The sequence below is a fragment of the Methylovulum psychrotolerans genome (assembly GCF_002923755.1).
In the GTDB taxonomy this organism is placed as follows: domain Bacteria; phylum Pseudomonadota; class Gammaproteobacteria; order Methylococcales; family Methylomonadaceae; genus Methylovulum; species Methylovulum psychrotolerans.
The window spans coordinates 247210-266362 of record NZ_PGFZ01000004.1 but is presented as its reverse complement, the minus strand read 5'-3'; the positions used below and the strand labels follow the sequence as shown (position 1 = coordinate 266362).

The 19153-nt window shown below is 50.7% G+C and carries 14 protein-coding genes; 6 read left to right on the top strand and 8 right to left on the bottom strand.

What is annotated here, in order from left to right; all coding sequences use genetic code 11:
• Positions 1 to 83: 83 nt before the first annotated feature.
• Positions 84 to 548, bottom strand: coding sequence for an ankyrin repeat domain-containing protein (locus AADEFJLK_RS11235; RefSeq protein WP_103974319.1), 465 nt, complete (start codon positions 546 to 548; stop codon positions 84 to 86).
• 805 nt (positions 549 to 1353) lie between these two features.
• Here AADEFJLK_RS11235 and AADEFJLK_RS11230 point away from each other — a divergent pair.
• The 6 genes from AADEFJLK_RS11230 to cydX are packed head-to-tail and all read left to right on the top strand — an operon-like array spanning position 1354 to position 5424.
• A complete protein-coding gene (locus AADEFJLK_RS11230; RefSeq protein ID WP_088617676.1) occupies positions 1354 to 1785 on the top strand; it encodes a phosphate-starvation-inducible protein PsiE in 432 nt (143 codons plus the stop codon).
• A 32-nt stretch (positions 1786 to 1817) separates the two neighbouring features.
• On the top strand, positions 1818 to 2042 hold the full coding sequence (gene cydP / locus AADEFJLK_RS11225) for a cytochrome oxidase putative small subunit CydP (protein ID WP_088617675.1): 225 nt from the start codon (positions 1818 to 1820) through the stop codon (positions 2040 to 2042).
• On the top strand, positions 2032 to 3600 hold the full coding sequence (locus AADEFJLK_RS11220; RefSeq protein WP_103974318.1) for a cytochrome ubiquinol oxidase subunit I: 1569 nt from the start codon (positions 2032 to 2034) through the stop codon (positions 3598 to 3600). Before cydP ends, AADEFJLK_RS11220 begins: the two co-directional genes overlap by 11 nt.
• The gene (locus AADEFJLK_RS11215) at positions 3593 to 4087 is read left to right on the top strand and encodes an aspartate carbamoyltransferase (RefSeq protein WP_103974317.1); all 495 of its coding nucleotides are present in this window, start codon (positions 3593 to 3595) and stop codon (positions 4085 to 4087) included. Before AADEFJLK_RS11220 ends, AADEFJLK_RS11215 begins: the two co-directional genes overlap by 8 nt.
• Before the next feature lie 28 nt (positions 4088 to 4115).
• Positions 4116 to 5255 carry a cytochrome d ubiquinol oxidase subunit II gene (cydB, locus tag AADEFJLK_RS11210; protein WP_103974316.1) on the top strand — a complete coding sequence of 380 codons (1140 nt, stop codon included), beginning with the start codon at positions 4116 to 4118 and terminating at the stop codon, positions 5253 to 5255.
• 13 nt (positions 5256 to 5268) lie between these two features.
• Positions 5269 to 5424 (top strand): cytochrome bd-I oxidase subunit CydX, encoded by a 156-nt coding sequence (gene cydX / locus AADEFJLK_RS25995; protein WP_103974315.1) that lies wholly within the window; start codon positions 5269 to 5271, stop codon positions 5422 to 5424.
• A 173-nt stretch (positions 5425 to 5597) separates the two neighbouring features.
• Here cydX and ppsA read toward each other — a convergent pair whose 3' ends face one another.
• From ppsA to AADEFJLK_RS11170, 7 genes are all read right to left on the bottom strand, one after another.
• Positions 5598 to 8015, bottom strand: coding sequence for a phosphoenolpyruvate synthase (gene ppsA / locus AADEFJLK_RS11200; protein WP_103974314.1), 2418 nt, complete (start codon positions 8013 to 8015; stop codon positions 5598 to 5600).
• Between the two features lie 592 nt (positions 8016 to 8607).
• The gene (locus AADEFJLK_RS11195; protein ID WP_146054562.1) at positions 8608 to 11379 is read right to left on the bottom strand and encodes a tetratricopeptide repeat protein; all 2772 of its coding nucleotides are present in this window, start codon (positions 11377 to 11379) and stop codon (positions 8608 to 8610) included.
• Between the two features lie 142 nt (positions 11380 to 11521).
• The gene (locus tag AADEFJLK_RS11190) at positions 11522 to 14641 is read right to left on the bottom strand and encodes an efflux RND transporter permease subunit (protein ID WP_103974312.1); all 3120 of its coding nucleotides are present in this window, start codon (positions 14639 to 14641) and stop codon (positions 11522 to 11524) included.
• Complete coding sequence (locus AADEFJLK_RS11185) at positions 14628 to 15845, bottom strand: efflux RND transporter periplasmic adaptor subunit (protein WP_088617667.1); 1218 nt, start codon at positions 15843 to 15845, stop codon at positions 14628 to 14630. Before AADEFJLK_RS11185 ends, AADEFJLK_RS11190 begins: the two co-directional genes overlap by 14 nt.
• Positions 15846 to 15914: 69 nt before the next feature.
• Entirely contained in the window at positions 15915 to 17297 is a 1383-nt protein-coding gene (locus AADEFJLK_RS11180) for an efflux transporter outer membrane subunit (protein WP_103974311.1), read from the bottom strand.
• A gap of 7 nt (positions 17298 to 17304) precedes the next feature.
• Positions 17305 to 17646 carry an ExbD/TolR family protein gene (locus AADEFJLK_RS11175; protein ID WP_249028022.1) on the bottom strand — a complete coding sequence of 114 codons (342 nt, stop codon included), beginning with the start codon at positions 17644 to 17646 and terminating at the stop codon, positions 17305 to 17307.
• Positions 17647 to 17703: 57 nt separating this feature from the next.
• Complete coding sequence (locus tag AADEFJLK_RS11170) at positions 17704 to 19131, bottom strand: diaminobutyrate--2-oxoglutarate transaminase (protein WP_103974309.1); 1428 nt, start codon at positions 19129 to 19131, stop codon at positions 17704 to 17706.
• Positions 19132 to 19153 lie beyond the last annotated feature (22 nt).

The window sequence follows — 19153 nt, the reverse complement described above, 5'->3', positions numbered from 1 at the left end:
ATGATCGAGTAATAAAACTAAAAATTCAAAACCGCTTAACTAAGTAGCGCGTTTTTCACTGGATACTAGGGTATCTTAATAAACTACTTTAAGATTTTATTTAAACGATCTATTTCACGTTCCAAATACTTTATTTTAGCCTTTATGTAAACAGTGGCATCCTTTTCCTGATATTCTTTCATTTTAATGGCAAGATAATCACAAATAGCATCATTTTTTGAAAAGCGAGCAAGAGTGAAAGGTGGATAACCCTCATTGAGCGCAAATAAATCTGCCCCGTTTTCTACCAAAAGCATAACGAACTGCATTTTTCCTGTCGAAGCGGCCCCATGTAATGGCGTTCTTCCTAAATCACCTCTCGCATCAATATTGATACCTAGTTCGATTAGTTCTTCAGCAATTTCGTATTCATCTCTTAATATAGCTAAATGAAGGGCATTGTCTCCTTCATAATTTGTGGCGTTAATGTCGGAGAAATCTGTATTTTCAAAGTCAGGCAACTCACAAAGAGTTTCGAGAAAGTTAATTAGCTTTTTGCTTCTGTTCATGGATTAGTTAAGCCTAATATTGTGGTAAAACCGTTCACCCGAAAAAAACCATTGAAATTCAATTGGCGTACGTCCTGTTGGCTGACTGGTTAAGCCTCGCCAAGTCCAAATTACCATCAATCAAAACAGCCTTTTAATTTATTTGCCAGTAAAGCAGATATTTCAACTGGTTATTCGCTCATGTTTCAATGGCCTAATATTAAGTAAATACCTAGCAAGATGCTGTTAGATATACTGAAAACAAGCGCGTAACAAAACACAAACCCCGCTTTTTATGAAATATATCCCAAAAGCCTTTTATTGACAACTTATACACACAAAACTTACCTAACGAACATCATCGAACAGTCACTGTCATCTGTTGTTTATACCCCCAATAAACACCATTTTCCTCTTGCCTACAAACATATCATTGCGTAAACGATCCGGGGTATTGTTGATAATCCCAATGATGGCAACCTTAAAAATAATCTGTATGGCACTATGAAACAATAATCGCTAAGCGAGTTATATCGAAGACTAAGAGCGAATGGTTAACCCTTAACACGTTTCAAAATTGTTTCAATATGAAATATAAATGTTTCATTTTTTAGATCCGAAACATTTTAAAATCAAGCATTTTACCTTTCCTCCCAGCAAATAAGGACAAATCGCCCTTAAGCCTAAATTTGGCCTGTCAATTGCATTAGATGTTTGTAATATAGTGGCATAATGGCTAAAGTGAGTCAGCAACAGCGGCATTTTAATAAAAATAGACGCAGGTTGTTTTCTTTTACAATACCCTAGCCACTAAAATGAGGATACTATGAAACGACAACTACCGCTAAGCGAGCTTTGCGAAATTTATAAGGCGCGTATCGATATGGTGGGCAATTTGCTCATTGAGGCCTTCCATTATTTCGCGCTCTTTGTTATCGGGGCGAGTGTGATCTGGTCGGCGGTTGCCGCTTATGTGGGTATGGTCGCCCAGGGGCATACCACCATAGACGATATTTTGTTACTGTTTATTTATTTGGAATTGGGGGCGATGGTCGGGATTTATTTTCAGACCAATGCCATGCCGGTGCGCTGTCTGATTTATATCGCCATTACGGCATTATCCCGGTTATTGATCGCCGATATTCAGACCCACCACACAGAGGGCACAGAGATTTTGTTAATATCCGGCTCCATTTTATTGTTGGGTTTATCGACCTTAGTGATAGGCAAGCCTACCGATAAAGCCGACAAATCTTAAAAAACATCAATCCTTATTGCCAAGAAGCCAATATGCCTAACAATCCGCACCAATCGCCCAGTTTATTGCGCCGGGAAATAGCCTTGGCTCTGGCCGTCAAAATCATCTTACTGACGGGGCTTTGGTTTTTGATCTTCCGTTGGCAAGACCGCCCAGCGGCCAAGCCGGATATTGCCGTGCATTTTGCCTTACCCATTGCCCCAACGGCGGTGCCTTTTTCTTCACAACCCACACAGGAGTCCCGTCATGATCGGTGACGATATCGTTATGTTGTCCAGGCTGCAATTTGGCCTGACGGCCTTGTATCACTTTTTATTTGTGCCGCTAACCCTAGGCATGACGTTTATCCTTGGCATTATGGAATCGGTTTATGTGTTGACCGGACGTGAAGTATATAAGGATATGACCAAATTCTGGGGTAAGCTATTCGGCATCAATTTTGCTATGGGGGTAACCACGGGGCTGACGCTGGAGTTTCAGTTCGGCACCAATTGGGCGTATTACTCGCATTATGTCGGCGACATTTTTGGGCCGTTATTAGCCAGCGAAGGCTGGATGGCCTTCTTTTTGGAATCGACGTTTGTCGGCCTATTCTTCTTCGGTTGGGATAAATTGACGAAGGTGCAACACCTTATTGTAACTTGGCTGCTGGCGGTCGGCACTAGCTTGTCGGCATTATGGATTTTGATCGCTAACGGTTGGATGCAATATCCGGTGGGGGCAGAATTTAACTACGAAACGTTACGCATGGAAATGACCAGCTTTGCCGCAGTCATTTTAAATCCGGTGGCGCAGGTCAAATTTGTCCACACGGTAGCGGCGGGGTATGTCACGGGTTCGATGTTCGTGTTGGGCATCAGCTCTTGGTATTTGCTGAACAAGCGTGACATGGGCTTTGCCCGCCGTTCGTTTTCAATCGCTTCGGCTTTTGGTTTGGCCTCAATATTGTCTGTCATCGTACTCGGTGACGAAAGCGGCTATACCGAAGGCGAAACGCAAAAAATAAAACTCGCGGCGATTGAGGCGGAATGGCATACAGAACCGGCTCCGGCCAGTTTTACCCTGTTCGGCTTTCCCAACCAAGACAAGCAAACCACCGATTATGCCATCAAAATTCCCTATCTGCTGGGCTTGATTGCCACCCGCTCCATTGATGAAGAAGTCAAAGGCTTACAGGAATTACGCACGGAAAGTGTGGCACGGATCAAAAATGGCATGGTGGCTTACGCGGATTTGCAAAAACTGCGCAGTGGTGACCATAGCGGTACCGCAAAACAACACTTTGCCGAACATAAGGCCGATTTGGGTTATGGCCTGTTACTGAAAAAGTATACCGAAAATGTGGTGGATGCCGACCCCGCGATGATAGAAAAAGCCGCTAATGACAGTATCCCTAAAGTCGCACCGCTGTTCTGGACATTCCGGGTTATGGTGGCCTGCGGTTTTACGATGCTGTTCGTGTTTGCTATGGCATTTTACTATTGTGCCACCCGTGTCGCCGACCAAAAACGCTGGCTGATGCGGTTGGCGGTCTGGTGCATCCCCTTGCCGTGGATTGCCGCCGAAACTGGCTGGTTCGTCGCCGAAGTGGGCCGCCAGCCGTGGACGATTTCCGGCGTATTGCCAACCCATCTGAGCGTGTCCAGTGTCAGTATCGGCCAATTGTGGTTCAGTATCGCGGGCTTTGCCTTGTTTTATACCGTGTTGCTGATTATCGAGATTTATCTGATGCTTAAATATGTCCGCCTAGGCCCCAGCAGCTTACATACCGGGCGTTATTATCATGAACAGACCAGCGGAGCCGTCCATGAATAAATTAATAGCCTACTGTTTAATCTCGTGTGCGTTTAGCACGGATGTCTACGCGCTTGAACCCGCTTCCACCGAGCGGCTCGATGCCGTTGCCGAACGCGGTAGCCATGTCATGCCGTTCAGTTTAGAAAAGACCCTGCATATTTTCAAGCCGACCGATAACGGCGGCATCCAGCAGGTGATTGCTAAAGAAGCGGGCGGTAGTGCACAAATCGCCTTGATTCGCCAACATCTGGCAGGACTTAGCGCACAGTTTGTTAAGGGCGATTTCTCCGGACCGCAACGCATCCACGGCAACGACATGCCGGGTGTTAAGGAACTGAGTACGGCGGCGGGGCAGGTGCATTTTGCTTATCAGGATTTGCCGGACGGTGGGCAAATTGCGTTTGTCAGCGATGAGCCTGGGCTAATAGCCGCCATCCATGCTTATTTTACGGCGCAACTGAGCGACCATGCCCGCCATGTGCAGCATCATGGCCATCAGCCATAACCCGGCCATTATTGACGAGGATTGAACTATGATTGATTATGAAGCTATCCGCCTAATCTGGTGGGTGTTTATCGGCGTTGTCGCGATTGCTTTTGCGGTCACGGAAGGCTTTGATTTTGGAGTCAGCACTTTATTGCCGTTGCTGGGTAAGACTGATGTCGAGCGGCGCATTATTATCAATACGATCGGGCCAACGTGGGAAGGCAACCAAGTCTGGTTGATCTTGCTGGGCGGGGCAATATTCGCCATCTGGCCTGCCGTTTATGCGACGCTATTTTCGGGCTTGTACGCGGCGATGCTGTTGGTGCTGTTCGCTTTGTTCTTCCGCCCCGCCGGGTTCGACTACCGCAGCAAGATCAGTGATCCGCGCTGGCGTAACGCTTGGGATTGGGGCTTATTTGTGGGCGGGACGTTACCGCCTGTTTTACTGGGGGTGCTGGTCGGCAATTTGCTGCTCGGCCTGCCCTTCCATCTCGATCAAGATTTACGGACATTTTACGACGGTTCGTTCTGGGAATTGCTAAGCCCATTCGCCTTGTTATGCGGCGTTGTCAGTTTATTGGCCAGCAGTTTTCATGGTGCGCTGTTCCTAAAATGGCGTACCGAAGGCATAGTCCATGAACGTGCTACCCAGGCATTGTCCTTATTAGCGCCGTTGCTGTTGGCAGGTCTGGCCGCCGTTATGCTGTGGGCGTTTATCGGCATAGACCGCCCAGAAATAACCCAAATGGCAACGACCGAGGCGCCGTCTAATCCGCTAAATAAAACCGTGATTGCGGTAGGCCCAGGCTGGTTACAACACTTTTTGGCTTATCCCTTGATGATGCTGGCACCGATACTGGCGTTTTTAGGACTGGCCTTAGCATGGCTGTTGGGTCGGGGCCCGACAACGATGGCAGCGTTTTTGTGCAGCAGTGTCGGGCTTGCCAGTATATTGCTGACGGTGGGTTTTGCTTTGTTTCCGTTCTTACTTATTTCTACGAGCGATCCCCGTTCCAGCCTGACGCTATGGGATGCCAGCGCCAGCCATACGACCTTATTGCTGTCATTTTGGATTACCGTTATTTTCTTGCCGATAGTCTTGCTTTACACACGTTGGGTTTACAAAGTGTTATGGGGCAGCATCACCGAAGCGGCGATTGCCAAAGATTCACACACACTTTATTAAAAGGGGCGACATTATGTGGTACTTTACTTGGATACTCGGCGTTGGTTTCGCCGCCGCTTTTGCCATCATCAACGCCATGTGGCTGGAATCGGTGTGCGATATTGATAATCATGGCATTGACGCGGCGTGCGGAAGCGTATCGGATGATACTGAGGAGCCCAAATCCTGATCGGGCAGGATCTGGGCTAACCGCTACTTTTTGCAAATACGTCATGCCGAAAGCTGCCATGTTATTGGGTTGCCATCCTTCGGGATGAAGTGTTTTTGGCTGTAACCGATAAATACCCTATTTAAGCTGGGCAGGTACAAACCGGACTTACCCAGCTTGTACCTGCCTTATCTTTATTCCCTTCCTAAACGCTGCTCGGTATCCAAGACCAATTGCGTCGTCTGCAATACGGTATCCGGGTTTAAGCTCATGGAGTCGATGCCTATTTCCACCAGAAACTCCGCCATTTCAGGGTAATCGGATGGGGCTTGCCCACACAGGCCGCAGTGGCGGTGGTTACGGTGCGCCCCTGTCACCGCCAAGCGGATCATTTCCTTAACGCCTGCGTCGCGCTCATCGAAATCCTCGGCGACGATAGCGGAATCGCGGTCTACCCCCAACGTCAATTGGGTCAGGTCGTTGGAGCCGATGGAGAAACCGTCGAAATGTTCGGAGAAGCCGTCAATTTGGATAACGTTATTGGGTATCTCGCACATCACATAAATTTCTAGCCCATTCTCGCCGCGCTTTAAGCCCAGTTCCGCCATATAGGCCAAAACCCGTTCGGCTTCTTGGATACGGCGGCAGAACGGGACCATTAATATCACATTGCTCAACCCCATCTCTTCGCGCACCCGTTTCATCGCTGCACACTCTAAAGCAAAGCCTTCGGCATACGCGGGGTGGCTGTAACGTGATGCGCCCCGGAAACCGATCATGGGGTTTTCCTCGTTAAACTCAAACCAGCGGCCTCCTAATAAGGTGGCATATTCATTGGTCTTAAAGTCCGACATGCGCACCACCACAGGCTTGGGGTAAAACGCGGCGGCAATGGTGGCTACCCCTTCGGAAAGGCGTTGGATAAAAAACTCACTGGCGTTGGCGTAATTCTGGGTGAGCAATTGCAGTTGCTCCAGCTCATCAGCATCTTGCACCCGTTCAGGATGCAGCAAGGCCATAGGATGGGCTTTGATGTATTCGGTGATGATAAACTCCATCCGTGCCAAACCGACCCCGTCATTCGGCAGGAAGCTGGTCTTAAAGGCCAGTTCAGGGTTACCGATGTTCAGCATGATCTTGGTCTTCGGGTGTTTCAGGCCGGACAAATCGGTGGTTTTGATGTCAAAATCCAATATCCCCGCATACACCTTGCCGTTATCGCCTTCGGCACACGACACCGTCACAGGTGAGTTATTGCTTAAGGCCGTGGTGGCGTTGTCGCAACCGATAACCGCCGGAACACCCAATTCGCGGGAGATAATCGCCGCATGGCAAGTACGCCCGCCCCGGTTGGTGATAATCGCCGAGGCGATTTTCATAATCGGTTCCCAGTCCGGCGTGGTCATATCGGCGACTAGCACATCGCCTGCCTTAAAGCTGCCCAGTTGGTTGACGTGGTGAATAATACGCGCATTGCCCGTGGCAATCTTACTGCCGACCGCGTGGCCGGTGACGATGGCTGGGGCATGGCCTTTTAGGACATATTGTTCCAAAATCATGCCGCGCAATTGCGACACCACCGTTTCGGGCCGTGCTTGGACGATGTACAGCTTGCCGTCCAAACCGTCTTTTGCCCATTCCATATCCATCGGCTTATCATGGCCTGCCTTACGGCTGTAATGCTGTTCGATTTTTAAGGCGTAATCGGCTAAGGTCAGCACGTCTGTGTCACTGAGGCAAAAGCGTTGCCGTTCCGCTTCCGAGGTGACAATATTGCGGGTCGGTTCGCGGGTGTTGCCGTCGCTGTACACCATCTTAATTTTTTTCGCGCCTAAGGTGCGTTTCAGTACCGCCCTATAGCCTGCCCGGAAAGTCGGTTTATGGACGTAAAACTCATCCGGGTCTACCGCGCCTTGGACGACGTTCTCACCCAAACCATAAGCGCCGGTGATGAACACCACATCGCTGAAACCGGATTCGGTATCTAAAGAAAACATCACGCCGCTGGCATCTAGGTCAGAGCGGATCATTTTCATAATGCCGATGGACAAGGCCAGTTTGAAATGGTCGAAGCCTTGGTCGATGCGGTAATGGATAGCCCGGTCGGTAAACAAGCTGGCAAAACAGCGTTTACAGGCTTCTAATAATGCCTGCTCACCGCGTATGTTTAAATAAGTGTCTTGCTGACCAGCAAAACTGGCGGTCGGCAAATCCTCAGCCGTCGCCGAACTGCGCACCGCGACGCTGGTATCTTCTTCGCCATATTGTTGTTGCAGTTGCGCGTAGGCGGTTAGGATTTGTTGCACCAAGTCATCAGGCAGGGGCGCGGCGTAAATAATCTCGCGGGCTTGGCGGGCGCGTTTGGCAAGGTCGTTGACATCATCGGGGTTTAACGCATCCAAGGCCTGATGCAATGCCGTCCAGCTATCGTTTTGCTCCAGCACATAACGGTAAGCCTCGGCAGTAATGGCAAAGCCATTCGGGATTAAAATGCCTTGTGGGGTCAGTTCTTGATACATTTCCCCTAACGAAGCGTTTTTACCGCCTACTAAAGGGATGTCGTCGATAGTCAGTTCATTGAACCAACGGATGTAATTGATGGTTTTGCTCATGGTGCTTTCCTGTTATTGGTTTTTATAGATGGGCTTTGTGGGGGATGCCGACAAGCCTATTTTTTTATAGACAGAGAATGATCCGATAGCTTTTGGGTGATGTTTAATGGGTGTAGGGGGTGTGCTTATCCCTGGGGTTGGTGGTGTTGATTAATCTGAAAAAGTGTATCTACTAGATACACTTTTCTCCTTTTTCATAGCATCTTTTGTTGCTTAATAAGAGTATGGTGATGTACCTCCAATTTCCTTATAGTACGCCGTAATTTTTCGCAATGAAAGCAGATAATCTGTTTTGTGTTTAGCGTAAAAAGTGTATCTAGTAGATACACTTTTTTGACCGTTCCAGCCCTTCTAAATTCCCTAATTTATTTGTGATTATTTTATCGGCGGCAATCTGCCTGTGGTGTGGGTGCAAGTACGTTATCCTATAACGGCCTTTGTGCTTGTCCTTATCAAAGGATAGGTATTGATTACAGATTAGGTAGCACAGCCATAAAAAGTGTATCTACTAGATACACTTTTTATGGCTGCCGCCCAACCTTGTAAAAATAGCTCGAATGGATTAGGTGTGATTATCTTAGAAGAAAACGGCTTATGCTGAACCGCTTTCCAGTCGCCCATTAACCCAAGCCAGATTCTTTTGAAACTCCACATAAAGCGGCGACTTGGAGACTAAGTCTGCCAATAGAGCTTGGGCTTGCTGATAATAGTCTATGGCTAAGGGGAGATTGCCCTGTTGTTCATAATGCAGGCCTAATTTAATGAGGGCAATGGCTAGGCCGTTGGTAAAGTCCAGATGGCTGGGGGCGGCGGCATGGAGTTCCTGTTCCAGACGCTGGAATTCTTCATACCAGCGCAAGGCCTGTTCCGGGTCGCCCAGCTTGGTGTGGGTGCTGCCTAACTTTTGGCAGGCCACTCCCAAGCCGTCTTTAAAGCCCATATGGCCGGGGGCGGCGGCATGGAGTTCCTGTGCCAGGCGGTGGTGGTCTTCATACCAGCGCAAGGCCTGTCTCAGGTCGCCCAGCGTGGTGTGGGTGTTGCCCAAATATTGGCAGGCAATCGCCAAGCCGTTTTTAAAATCCAGATGGCCGGGGGCGGCGGCATGGAGTTCTTGTTTCAGGCGCTGGAATTCTTCATACCAGCGCAAGGCCTGTTGCAGGTCGCCCAGCGTGGTGTGGGTGATGCCTAAGAATTGGCAGGCCACCGCCAGATTGTTTTTAACGTCCAGGTTATCCGGTTCGCGCTGGTGGAGTGCCGCCATGATAGTATGATAATCGGTAAAAGCCCTTAAGGCCTTGTCCGGGTTGCCCGTGGTTAGGTGGTAGCGGCCTATGCGTCCGTGCAACACGGCAAGCTTATCATCCCCCGGCAACCCAGCCGCGACCGTTTCGGCATGGCGGCAGTAAGCCGCCGCGTCCGCGTAGCTGGCGTTGAGCAAATGCCCGCTGTTAGCTTCATGAGCCAGCTTGTCTATCAGCTTAACGACCAAGCCCGAACAATAGCCCTGCAAGCGTTCCGAGTTTTTATGGCGGGTGATCTCCTGCACCACTGGGCTGGTTTTGTAGTGGCTTATCCCATTTTGGACGCTATTCTCCAGCCAACCGCACGCCGCCAAGCCGCTGAGGGTGTCGGAGAAGGCTTCTTCGTCGGCTTCGGCGGTTAACAGCAAGTCCGCCAAATCGCCATAAGCCCAGTTTTCCGCAGGCAACACCGCCAAGTTACACAATAGCCGTTGTTCGGCTTCGCTGAGCGGTGTTATCCGCTCCAATTCGTCATACAGGGCGGCAATGATGTCGGTGGGGTTGGCGGCCTGTAAGGCGGGCAATATGCCTTTGCCCATGACCTTAACCGTTTTGGTTTTCGCCAAGCGCAACAGCCCGCGCTGTTGCAAATCCGCCAGCAACTGGCTCAGCGGATAAAACACCTTGTTGGCGTTCACCGCCGCCAAGTTCTTCGCCAACAGCTCCAGCACCAGCGTGTTGCCGCCCACCGCTTGGTAGATGCTGGCAAACAGCCCGTCATCCTCTGTCCGGTGCTGTGGGTAATGGCTGTTGAAGACGCGTAAGGCCACCGCCTCCGGCAAGGCTTTAATCGGGTAACGGTCAGTGCCGTTAAAGCCGTTCAGGCGGCTGGTAAGCAGGATATGGCAGTTGGTGCAAGCGTGTAAAAAGCCCCAGTGTTGCGCCAGTTCTTCGGCATCATTGGCGTTGTCGATAATCAACAAACAGGGCGCGGAGAGGTTGGCGACGGCGGCTTGCAGCAGTTCCAAACGTTGCGCCGTGAGCATGGTATCGGGGAAGTTCACCTGCAAAGGCAAGGCCAACATCAGCAAGGCATCGTCCAAGCGGCTGGGGGCATACAGCCAAGCGGTGTGGGTGTAATGGCTTTGGTAGCTTTGCCAATACTTCGCCGCCAACGAAGTCTTACCGATACCGCCCTGGCCGTTGACCAACAGCAAGGGTTGGTTACTTACTTCCAGCTTGGCGCGTATCGCCAATAAATCTTCATCGCGGCCTTCGAATACGTCGGGGATGAACGGCGTGGTGGTCAGGTGGCGGGGGAGAGATTTTTCCGCATAGTGGATGTGGGTTTCGTGATAAGTGCTGTTGTTGCCCAGATGGATTTGCCGCCCTATTTGGGTTTGATTGCCGAGCACGGTATCGCCCGCGTTATTCTTTAACCTGTCTTGCGCCGAAGCTATCAGCGTAAAGCCCGCATTTTCCAAGTGCGCCACTATCGCCTCGTGGTCTAATGGCCGATGCCAATAGTCTTCACAACAAGCGCGTAGGCTGGCAACAATAGCCTGTTCATTGCCTGATACTAAGGTTGCCGCCAGTGCTTTAACCAACTCCAACAGCGTATCTTCGCTGAGGGTTTCAACCCTAACGCACCGCAAACACGCATAAACCCGTTCATCAGGCATATCCCAATAAGCACACAGTTGCGCAAATGCGCTTGAATGCACCGCCGCATCTAAGGCAAACGTCTTAAAGATATCATAGTTAGCAGCGCTTACTGCCCGCTCGCACAGTTCGGGTAAGTTGGCGACAGAATCTTGGGAAATAAACCAAAACTGCGCGGCTTCATCCCGACCTAGTTTCGCCTTGGCAGCAGCCAATACGCCTTTAGCATTTAACTTCGGCAGTTTCCAATGGCCTGCCGAGCCGTTTTGGCGTTTGACTTGGTGGTATTCGCTACCGCTGTTTATTTCCAGTTTAAATTCGACACCATCGCCTTCATCGCCCAATGGCTCTAAGGTAATGCCAGTTGCTTCGCCTTTGAGTATGCGCAATAAGCAGTACACCGTCCATAGCGCTTCATAATAATTGCCCATCTTATCAGCACCACCACCCGGATAGGGCATAAACACTCCTCTATTATTAGCTAACCGCTTTCACCCCTATTAGAATGATAACGACTTAAGCAATAAAGGTCTATCTTAAATGGCAATGTTACCGTTGATTGTTGAAAACGCCTTAAAGCGGTATTGAGCAGCCGCTGCGGGGTCAACGCCCGTAAATAGTTGTAGCAGAACCGACTGCATAACACACCGGGGTCAATATCAAACTTGCCGCCATGCCTAACAATAATCCTGCGGACAACGACAGGGTCATCGGAATTAAAAATTGCGCTTGGGGGCTGGTTTCCATCAAGGTCGGCAGGAAGCCGACGAAATTGGTCAGGAACGCCAGTAAGATAGGACGGAAGCGTGATGTGCAAGCCTCGATAATCTGTTCAGTGAGCGGGCGGTCAGGGTCATCATGTTCCCTAATGCTATCCAGCAACACCAAGCTATCGTTAATGACCACACCACTGGCGGCAATCATGCCTACCAAAGATTCCATCGACAACGGCAACCCCAACAAGCCATGCGCCAATATCCCGCCGCTCCAAGCCACAGGGGCGGCAAGCAGAAAAATCAACGGTTTTACATAAGACCGGAACGGCACGGCAATCAGTGCGTAAATCACGAACAAAGCAATTAAGGTGTTGCGGCCTAGCGATGCCGTGGTGGCTTCCTGTTCTTGACGGTTTTGCCCCAGTTCCACGTTTAGCCCCGGATAATTTTGTTGGAATTTAGGCAAAACACGATTTTTTATGTCGGTATAAATGGCGTTGACATCCGCTTCTTTAGGGTCAACCCGCGCTTGTACTTTCAACACCCGTTGGCGGTTTTGGCGGATCAGTTTGGCGAAACCAGGCGTTTGGCTAATTTCCGCCAAGGTTCCCAAAGGGGCGGACGCGCCTTCAGCAATCCGTATCGGCAGGACTTTTAAGTGCTCTATCGTCCGGCGTTCGGCAAGCGGTAGCCGTACCATCACTTTCACTTCACTGCGCCCACGTTGTAGCCTTTGCACTTCTTCGCCGTAATAGGCCCCGTGCACTTGTTCCGCTAAATCTTCCAAACGTAACCCTAGGCGTTCGGCGGCAGGTTTTAGCTTGAGCTGCAATTCCGGTTTGCCAGGTTCGGCGGAATCAATGACATCGGCAACGCCTTGATAGGCGGCAAGTTGCTGTTTGAACGGTTCGGTAGCCGCCGCCAAAACAGCCGGGTCGGTTGCACCCAAATCAAATTCCAAGTCATAAGGCACATCACCTTCTTTGTATAAAAAGTCGATTTTGCCCCGCCCCACGTCGCCAACACGCCGCCGCCATTCACGGATAAAATCTTCAACGACGATGTGTTGCCTGCCCAACGCGGAAAATTCCGTCCAAAATCCTGCCTGACTTGCCCATATCATGGTTTCTAAACCAGCAATGACACTTGTTTCTCCGGTTTGCCCAGATGCCAAACCATGTTGTTGGCGTTGCTTGGCATCGAGTTCATCACGCAAGGAAAAAAACGCCTGCTCCACCCGTTTTGCTAGGGTTTTGACTTCACTGTACGGTGCGCCTTCGGGAACGGTCAGGTTGACCCAAAAACTGTCCAGTGTGACATCAGGTTGCAAGGATTGGCGGACACGGTTACTGCCGACCAATGCCCCGCTAACCAACAACAGTAATATGAAACAAGCAATCGTCAGATAACGCCATGCCAGTGCGGTTTCCAAAAAAGGCCGATAGGCATACTGGACAAAGTGATCCAAACCCTGATTGAGTTTATCGCGTAAACGGTCTAAGCGGGACGCTTGGGTGGGCATAGGCGAGGGGGCTGACAAATGTGCGGGCAGAATCAGCATGGCTTCAATCAGCGAAAACGCTAATGTCAGGATCATCACCATGCAAATGGGGCGCATCATTTGCCCAAACCAACCGGACAGGAACAGGCCGGGCAGAAATGCCACTAAAGCTACCAGCACTGCCAAGGTTACGGGAACAGCGACTTCTTGGACACCACGGATGGCGGCATTTAAGTTGGAGGTTTTGTTTTGGCTTTGTTGGCTGTGGATGCTGTCGCCAATAATAATGGCATCATCCACCAAAACGCCCATCGCCAACAAAAAGCCAAACAGCGATAACATATTTAACGACACATCGAATAAGGGCATCAGCCACAACGCCCCCAATATTGAGGTTAAAATGCCCATACCTGCCCACAACGCCACTTTCAGGCGCAAAAATAAAGTCAACACCAGACATACCAGCACAAAGCCGCTCAGGCCGTCTTCAATTAAGGTGCTGATACGTTCTTGGTAAGCTTGGGAATCATCCCACCAAGTTTTCAACGTCAAGCCTTCGGGGAGATGCTTTTGCATGTCTTTGATTGCGGCATTGACACGTTGGGCAACCACAACGCTGTCACGTTCGGCATGGACTGCCCAGCCTTGTGCCGTTTCACCGTTGTGGTACCATTCAAACTGCAATTCTGCCAAACTGTCCGTAACGGTGGCGACATCGCCCAACAAGATATGCGAACCGTCGGCTTGGCTACGCAACACCAACGCCGCCAACGCCGCCGCGTTGCTGGCTTTGCCGTTGATCTTCAACAGTACTTCCCCCGCCGGATTTTTGACGACACCCGCCGGCAAATCCAGTGATGCACGGCGCAGGGCGGCAGCAATATCACTTAAGGCCAAATGGTATTGTTGCAGTTTGGCCGATGACACTTCAATGGCTATTTCATAGGGAACCTCACCATAATTGACCACCTTGCTCACGCCCGGAACGGTGGTCAATTGTTGTTGGATGTATTCACCGTAACGTTTCAACGCCAAGCTATCGGTAGCCCCATGCAAAGCCACCCAAATCAGGCCATCATCTTCTTCACGGGCGGCGGCTTTCACGCTGATTTTTTCCAAGCCTTTAGGTAGCCGCGAAATAGTTTGGATACGGCCATTCAAGGCGTTCATCAGTTGTAACTTATCGTAATCGGGTAACACCGCGACTTTGATCAGGCATTCGCCTTGGGTGATTTCGGTATTGATGCGTTTGATACCCTGGACATCAAAAATGACCTCTTCAATGCGGATACAGACCGCGCTTTCTATTTCCAAAGGCCCAGCACCTGGATAAAGCGCTTTGATTTCGATTTGTTGCGGGCTAAAGCGCGGGAACACTTCAGTATCCAGCCGTGTATAACTGGACACGCCACCGACTAAAATCAGCAGCATCAGCAAATTGGCGGCGACCGGATTACTGGCGAACCACGCTAAAATACCTGTAGGATCTGATTTAGGAGGGGTCATGGTTTACTGTATTGGGGGATGCCGCTTGCATCTTTTCGGTTGCGCCATCCAGCCGGACGTGCATCCCCATGATGGGGACTTGGAGGCCGGAGGTGACAATTTGATCGCCTGCCTTAAGCCCACCCACAACCAATATCCGTTGCGTTTCTTGCCGCAAAATAGCAACTTTCTGTTTGTGCAACTGCTGTTGGGCATCGACCAACCAAACTTCTTGATCGCTATTGATAGCCGTTGGCGGCAATACAAACACATTCTGGTAAGTGTGGCCGTGAATGGCGGCTTGTACAAACAAGCCGACAAGCAATGGGGTTTGCCCCGCGTATTGTGCATAAGGTTCGCTGACTTGGGCAATGGCATATAATTGCCCATTAGCCTCATCGACAACGCCTTCGGTACGGACGATACGCCCTTCCCACGTTGCTGTGCGTCCGGCTAACTGGGCGGTCAAGCTGAGCGTCGGTAATGTGGCCGCCGTTTGTTCCCGTTTAGGTTTGCCTAACGGTAAATCGATAAAGGCCAGTTCATCCATAGCTATCGGTAGGCGGATTTCGGCAATGTCGGTGGCATATAGCCGTGCCAGTTTTTCCCCAGGTTGGACAAATTGCCCCAAACCACTGAGTTTTTCCTTAACCCGCCCGGCAAAAGGTGCGCGTAATTCGCAGCGGCTACGTTTAAGCCGCGCTTTTGCCAAATCGGCCTCGGCGGCTTGCAGTTTCGTCCGTGCTTCCGCCAATTGCGGTTCACGCATCGCCAACGGTGTGGGCTGGCCTTCGCCTAACGTTTTCCATTCGTTCCGCGCTTGCACGGCTTGTGCCTGTTCGGCGATCAACAGGCGTTGGGCTTCGGCAATACGGGCTTGCGCTTCGGTAACGGCGTAATCATAATCACGCGGCTCTATGGCAATGAGCAATTCGTTTTTGGCAAAAAAGCCGCCTGCATTCAATTCTGGATGGACAAAAATAATTTTTCCGGACACTTCCGGGACTAAATCAATTTCCGTGCGCGGCCTGACTACACCCTGTGTTTGTACATCCAAACGCACGGTTTCCGGCATGACGGTCAACGTACTTACCAACGGTGGTTCGCTGATACGGGTTTGCGTAGGCATGGCAGGTTGGTAAACCAATAACCTCCAAACGGCGGCGATACCTAGCAAAAGTACGGCAATGGGCAAGAGAATTTTTAGCTGTTTGACAGTACCCATCAAGCGCTCCAAATGCCGGGTGATCTGCTAGCGCGTAGTGCCTTACTGGCAAAAACGATGCGGTTAATTTCAATTGATAGCATCCACATCCCCACCTAAAGCCAAATATAAGTTGATCCGGTTGTTCAATAATTGCCGCTGTACGGCAAGATGTGCACTCTGGGCTTCTAAGGTACTGCGGTAACTGTCCAACAAAGTGAGGATTTGGATCAGTCCTTGCCGATAAGAATAGATTGCCAATTTACGGCTTTCTTGGGTTTGAGCCACGGCTTCGCGCAAGGATTGTTCTTGTTTTTGTAACCATTGTTCCGCCGCTAATGCCTGTTCAACTTCGCGGAAGGCATTTAGGGCCGTGCTGCGGTAATTGTTGAGGGCTTCTGTGACCAGAGCTTTTTGCAAATAAATGCCGCTTTGCAAGCGTCCGCCAGTGAACAGCGGCTGGGTCAGACCCGCTGCCAGATTCCAGGCGGCGGCGTGCGGGCCGATGATTTCCGCTAATGCCGGACTTGCCGAACCGCCGCTGGCTGTTAATGTCAGGCGCGGCAATAATGCCCGTTGTGCACTGGACAGGCGGGCATCCGCCGAGCGCAGACGGGCAAATGCCGCCACAAGGTCAGGCCGCCGTACCAATAATTGCGCGGGCAACCCTTCCGCTAAGTTGGCGGGCGGTGCGGGCAATTGAGTTGTCGCCAAGGTCTTGCCTTCGGGATAGTGGCCGAGCAACGTTTCTAGCCTACGCGTGATGGTTTGCACTTGGTTACGCGCATCGGCAAGCCGGGCTTGGGCATTGGCTAAATCGGTCAACACCAAACGCACGTCCAGACCACGGGTCAGGCCCAGATTAAAACGTCCGCGCACCAAATCGCCAATAGCCTGACGGTCGCTGACGGATTGTTCGGCGACTTGTACCTGACGTTTGGCCTCGACCAATTCAAAATACGTTTGTGCGGTTCGCGCCGCTAAAGACAACCGGGCACCCCGCAAGTCGGCGACAGCCGCCTCGGCATCGTGTTGGGCGGCCTGTTGTGAAGAACGGATACGTCCCCATAAGTCAATTTCCCAACTGAGGTCAAACAAGGCGGAAAATTCAGAAAACCGCCCGGAAACCACATCATTGTTGTTCTGGTAACTGGGGGAAAATGACAGTTGCGGCAACCGCCCAGCCCCTGCAAGCGCTGCCGATGCCCGCGCGGCTTGCACCCGCGCCGCCGCCGCTTGCAAATCATAATTTTGGCTTAATCCGGTATGCACCAAGGCTGTCAGTAAGGGGTCGGCAAAGCTGCTTAACCAATGCGGTATAGCTTCAGATGTGTCGGAATTTGGCGTTTGCCAAGATGCAGGCAAGCTAATACCGCTGGCTTTAGCATCGCGTTTAGGTAAATCCTGACAACCCGGCAACATCAAAATAGGCAAAAAAAACGCCACACATGAAACCTGATAAATTGTTTTCATCAAGCTATTACTGTACCGTCACAAACGATAATTTACCAATGCCCGAACGCTGTGCGCTCGCCATCACCTTGGCCACGACATCAAACACAGCGGTACGGTCAGCTTGCAATTGCAGGTTAATTTCCGGGTCTTTTTCCTGCAAGGCCTTCAATTCGGTTTCTAAAACCACCCGATATCCATCCAATAAGGCTCGCCCGTCAACCGTCACACTTAACATCGCGGCGTGCCGGTCTGGAGCCGGTTCGGTCTGTTCGGTTTTCGGTAGCTTAACGCCGACTAGTTGTGTCAATAAAGGTGCGGTGACGATGTGCATGATTCCCCAAACGCTGCCGAACAGCCATAGTGACAAAAGGTAAACGTTAAGTCTCGGCTTGGGAGATGTTAATAAAAAAACTTTCATTTTTTTTCAGTGCTGTACGGCCCGAATCGCTTCGGAGAAAATAGTGCCTATCTGGTCGATTTGCTCGCTTGTCACGATCAAAGGCGGTAGAAGCCGTACCACGCTACCTTGGCGGCCTCCCAATTCCACAATCAAGCCGCGTTTTAGGCATTCCATTTGGATACGGACAGCCAGTTGCCGGTTGGGGGGATAGATACCGAGCGCATCGGGTGCTGCCACCGGATTGACGATCTCAATGCCAATCATCAATCCGCGCCCTCTGATGTCGCCGATTTGCGGTTTATTTTTCTGAATATTTTGGAGTATGCCCATCAACCGTATACCCATTTCATGGGCATGCAGTTCCAGCCTATGGGATTTTACATACTGGAGCGTCGCCGTTCCGGTAGCCATCGCTAGTTGATTGCCGCGAAAAGTACCTGCATGGGCACCAGGTTGCCAATGATCCAAATCTTTGTGGTACATGACCACACTTAACGGTAAGCCTCCGCCTATCGCTTTTGACAGCACCAAGATGTCCGGTTGGATACCGGCATGTTCGAAAGCATACATACAGCCAGTGCGGCCTACACCGGTTTGCACTTCATCGATAATCAGCGGAATCCCCCGTTCTTTGGTCATTCGGCGAATTTCCCGCAGCCATTCGTCCGGTGCCGGAATAACCCCTCCCTCTCCTTGTACGGCTTCCAAAATCATGGCTGCTGGCGGGGTAATGCCGCTGTTGCTGTCATCTAAGAGCCGTTCGATATAGGCAAGGGAAGCCCGCCAGCCTATTTCACCACCCAACATGAAAGGACAGCGGTAAACATAGGGGAATGGGAGAAAATGCACATCCGACATCAACCCAGATATGTGCAATTTGGGGGCAATCTCGCCAGTCAATGCTAATGCGCCGTGTGTCATACCATGATAAGCGCCATGAAAAGCCAAAACTGACCGCCTGCCGGTAGCTGTTTTCGCCAACTTAATGGCCGCCTCGATGGCATCGGCACCTGTCGGGCCGCAAAACTGGATGCGGGCTTGGGAGGCAAAAGCTTTAGGTAAGCTGGCAAACAACTCTTCGACAAACAGATCCTTGACCGGTGTCGTCAAATCCAAGGTCTGGAAGGGTATGCCCTCCGCTAAAGTCCGTCGGATAGCTTCCACAATAACAGGATGATGATGGCCTAAGGCTAAAGCCCCCGCGCCGGCCAAGCAATCCATATACTGACGGCCATCCATATCTTCAACAAAAATGCCGTTTGCCCGGCGAATGGCGATAGGAATACGGCGGGGATAACTTCTGGCATTCGATTCAAACCCTGATTGGCGGTCAAGGTAATAGTTATTGCTCTGCGCCTCAACAACAACCGATTCTTCATCGATAAGCGGGTGCAATAACGCCCCTCTATCGAAAGCATAGCCCGTTTCGGATTGAATAACTTCTTGTGCCATGATGATATCTCCACATTATTTT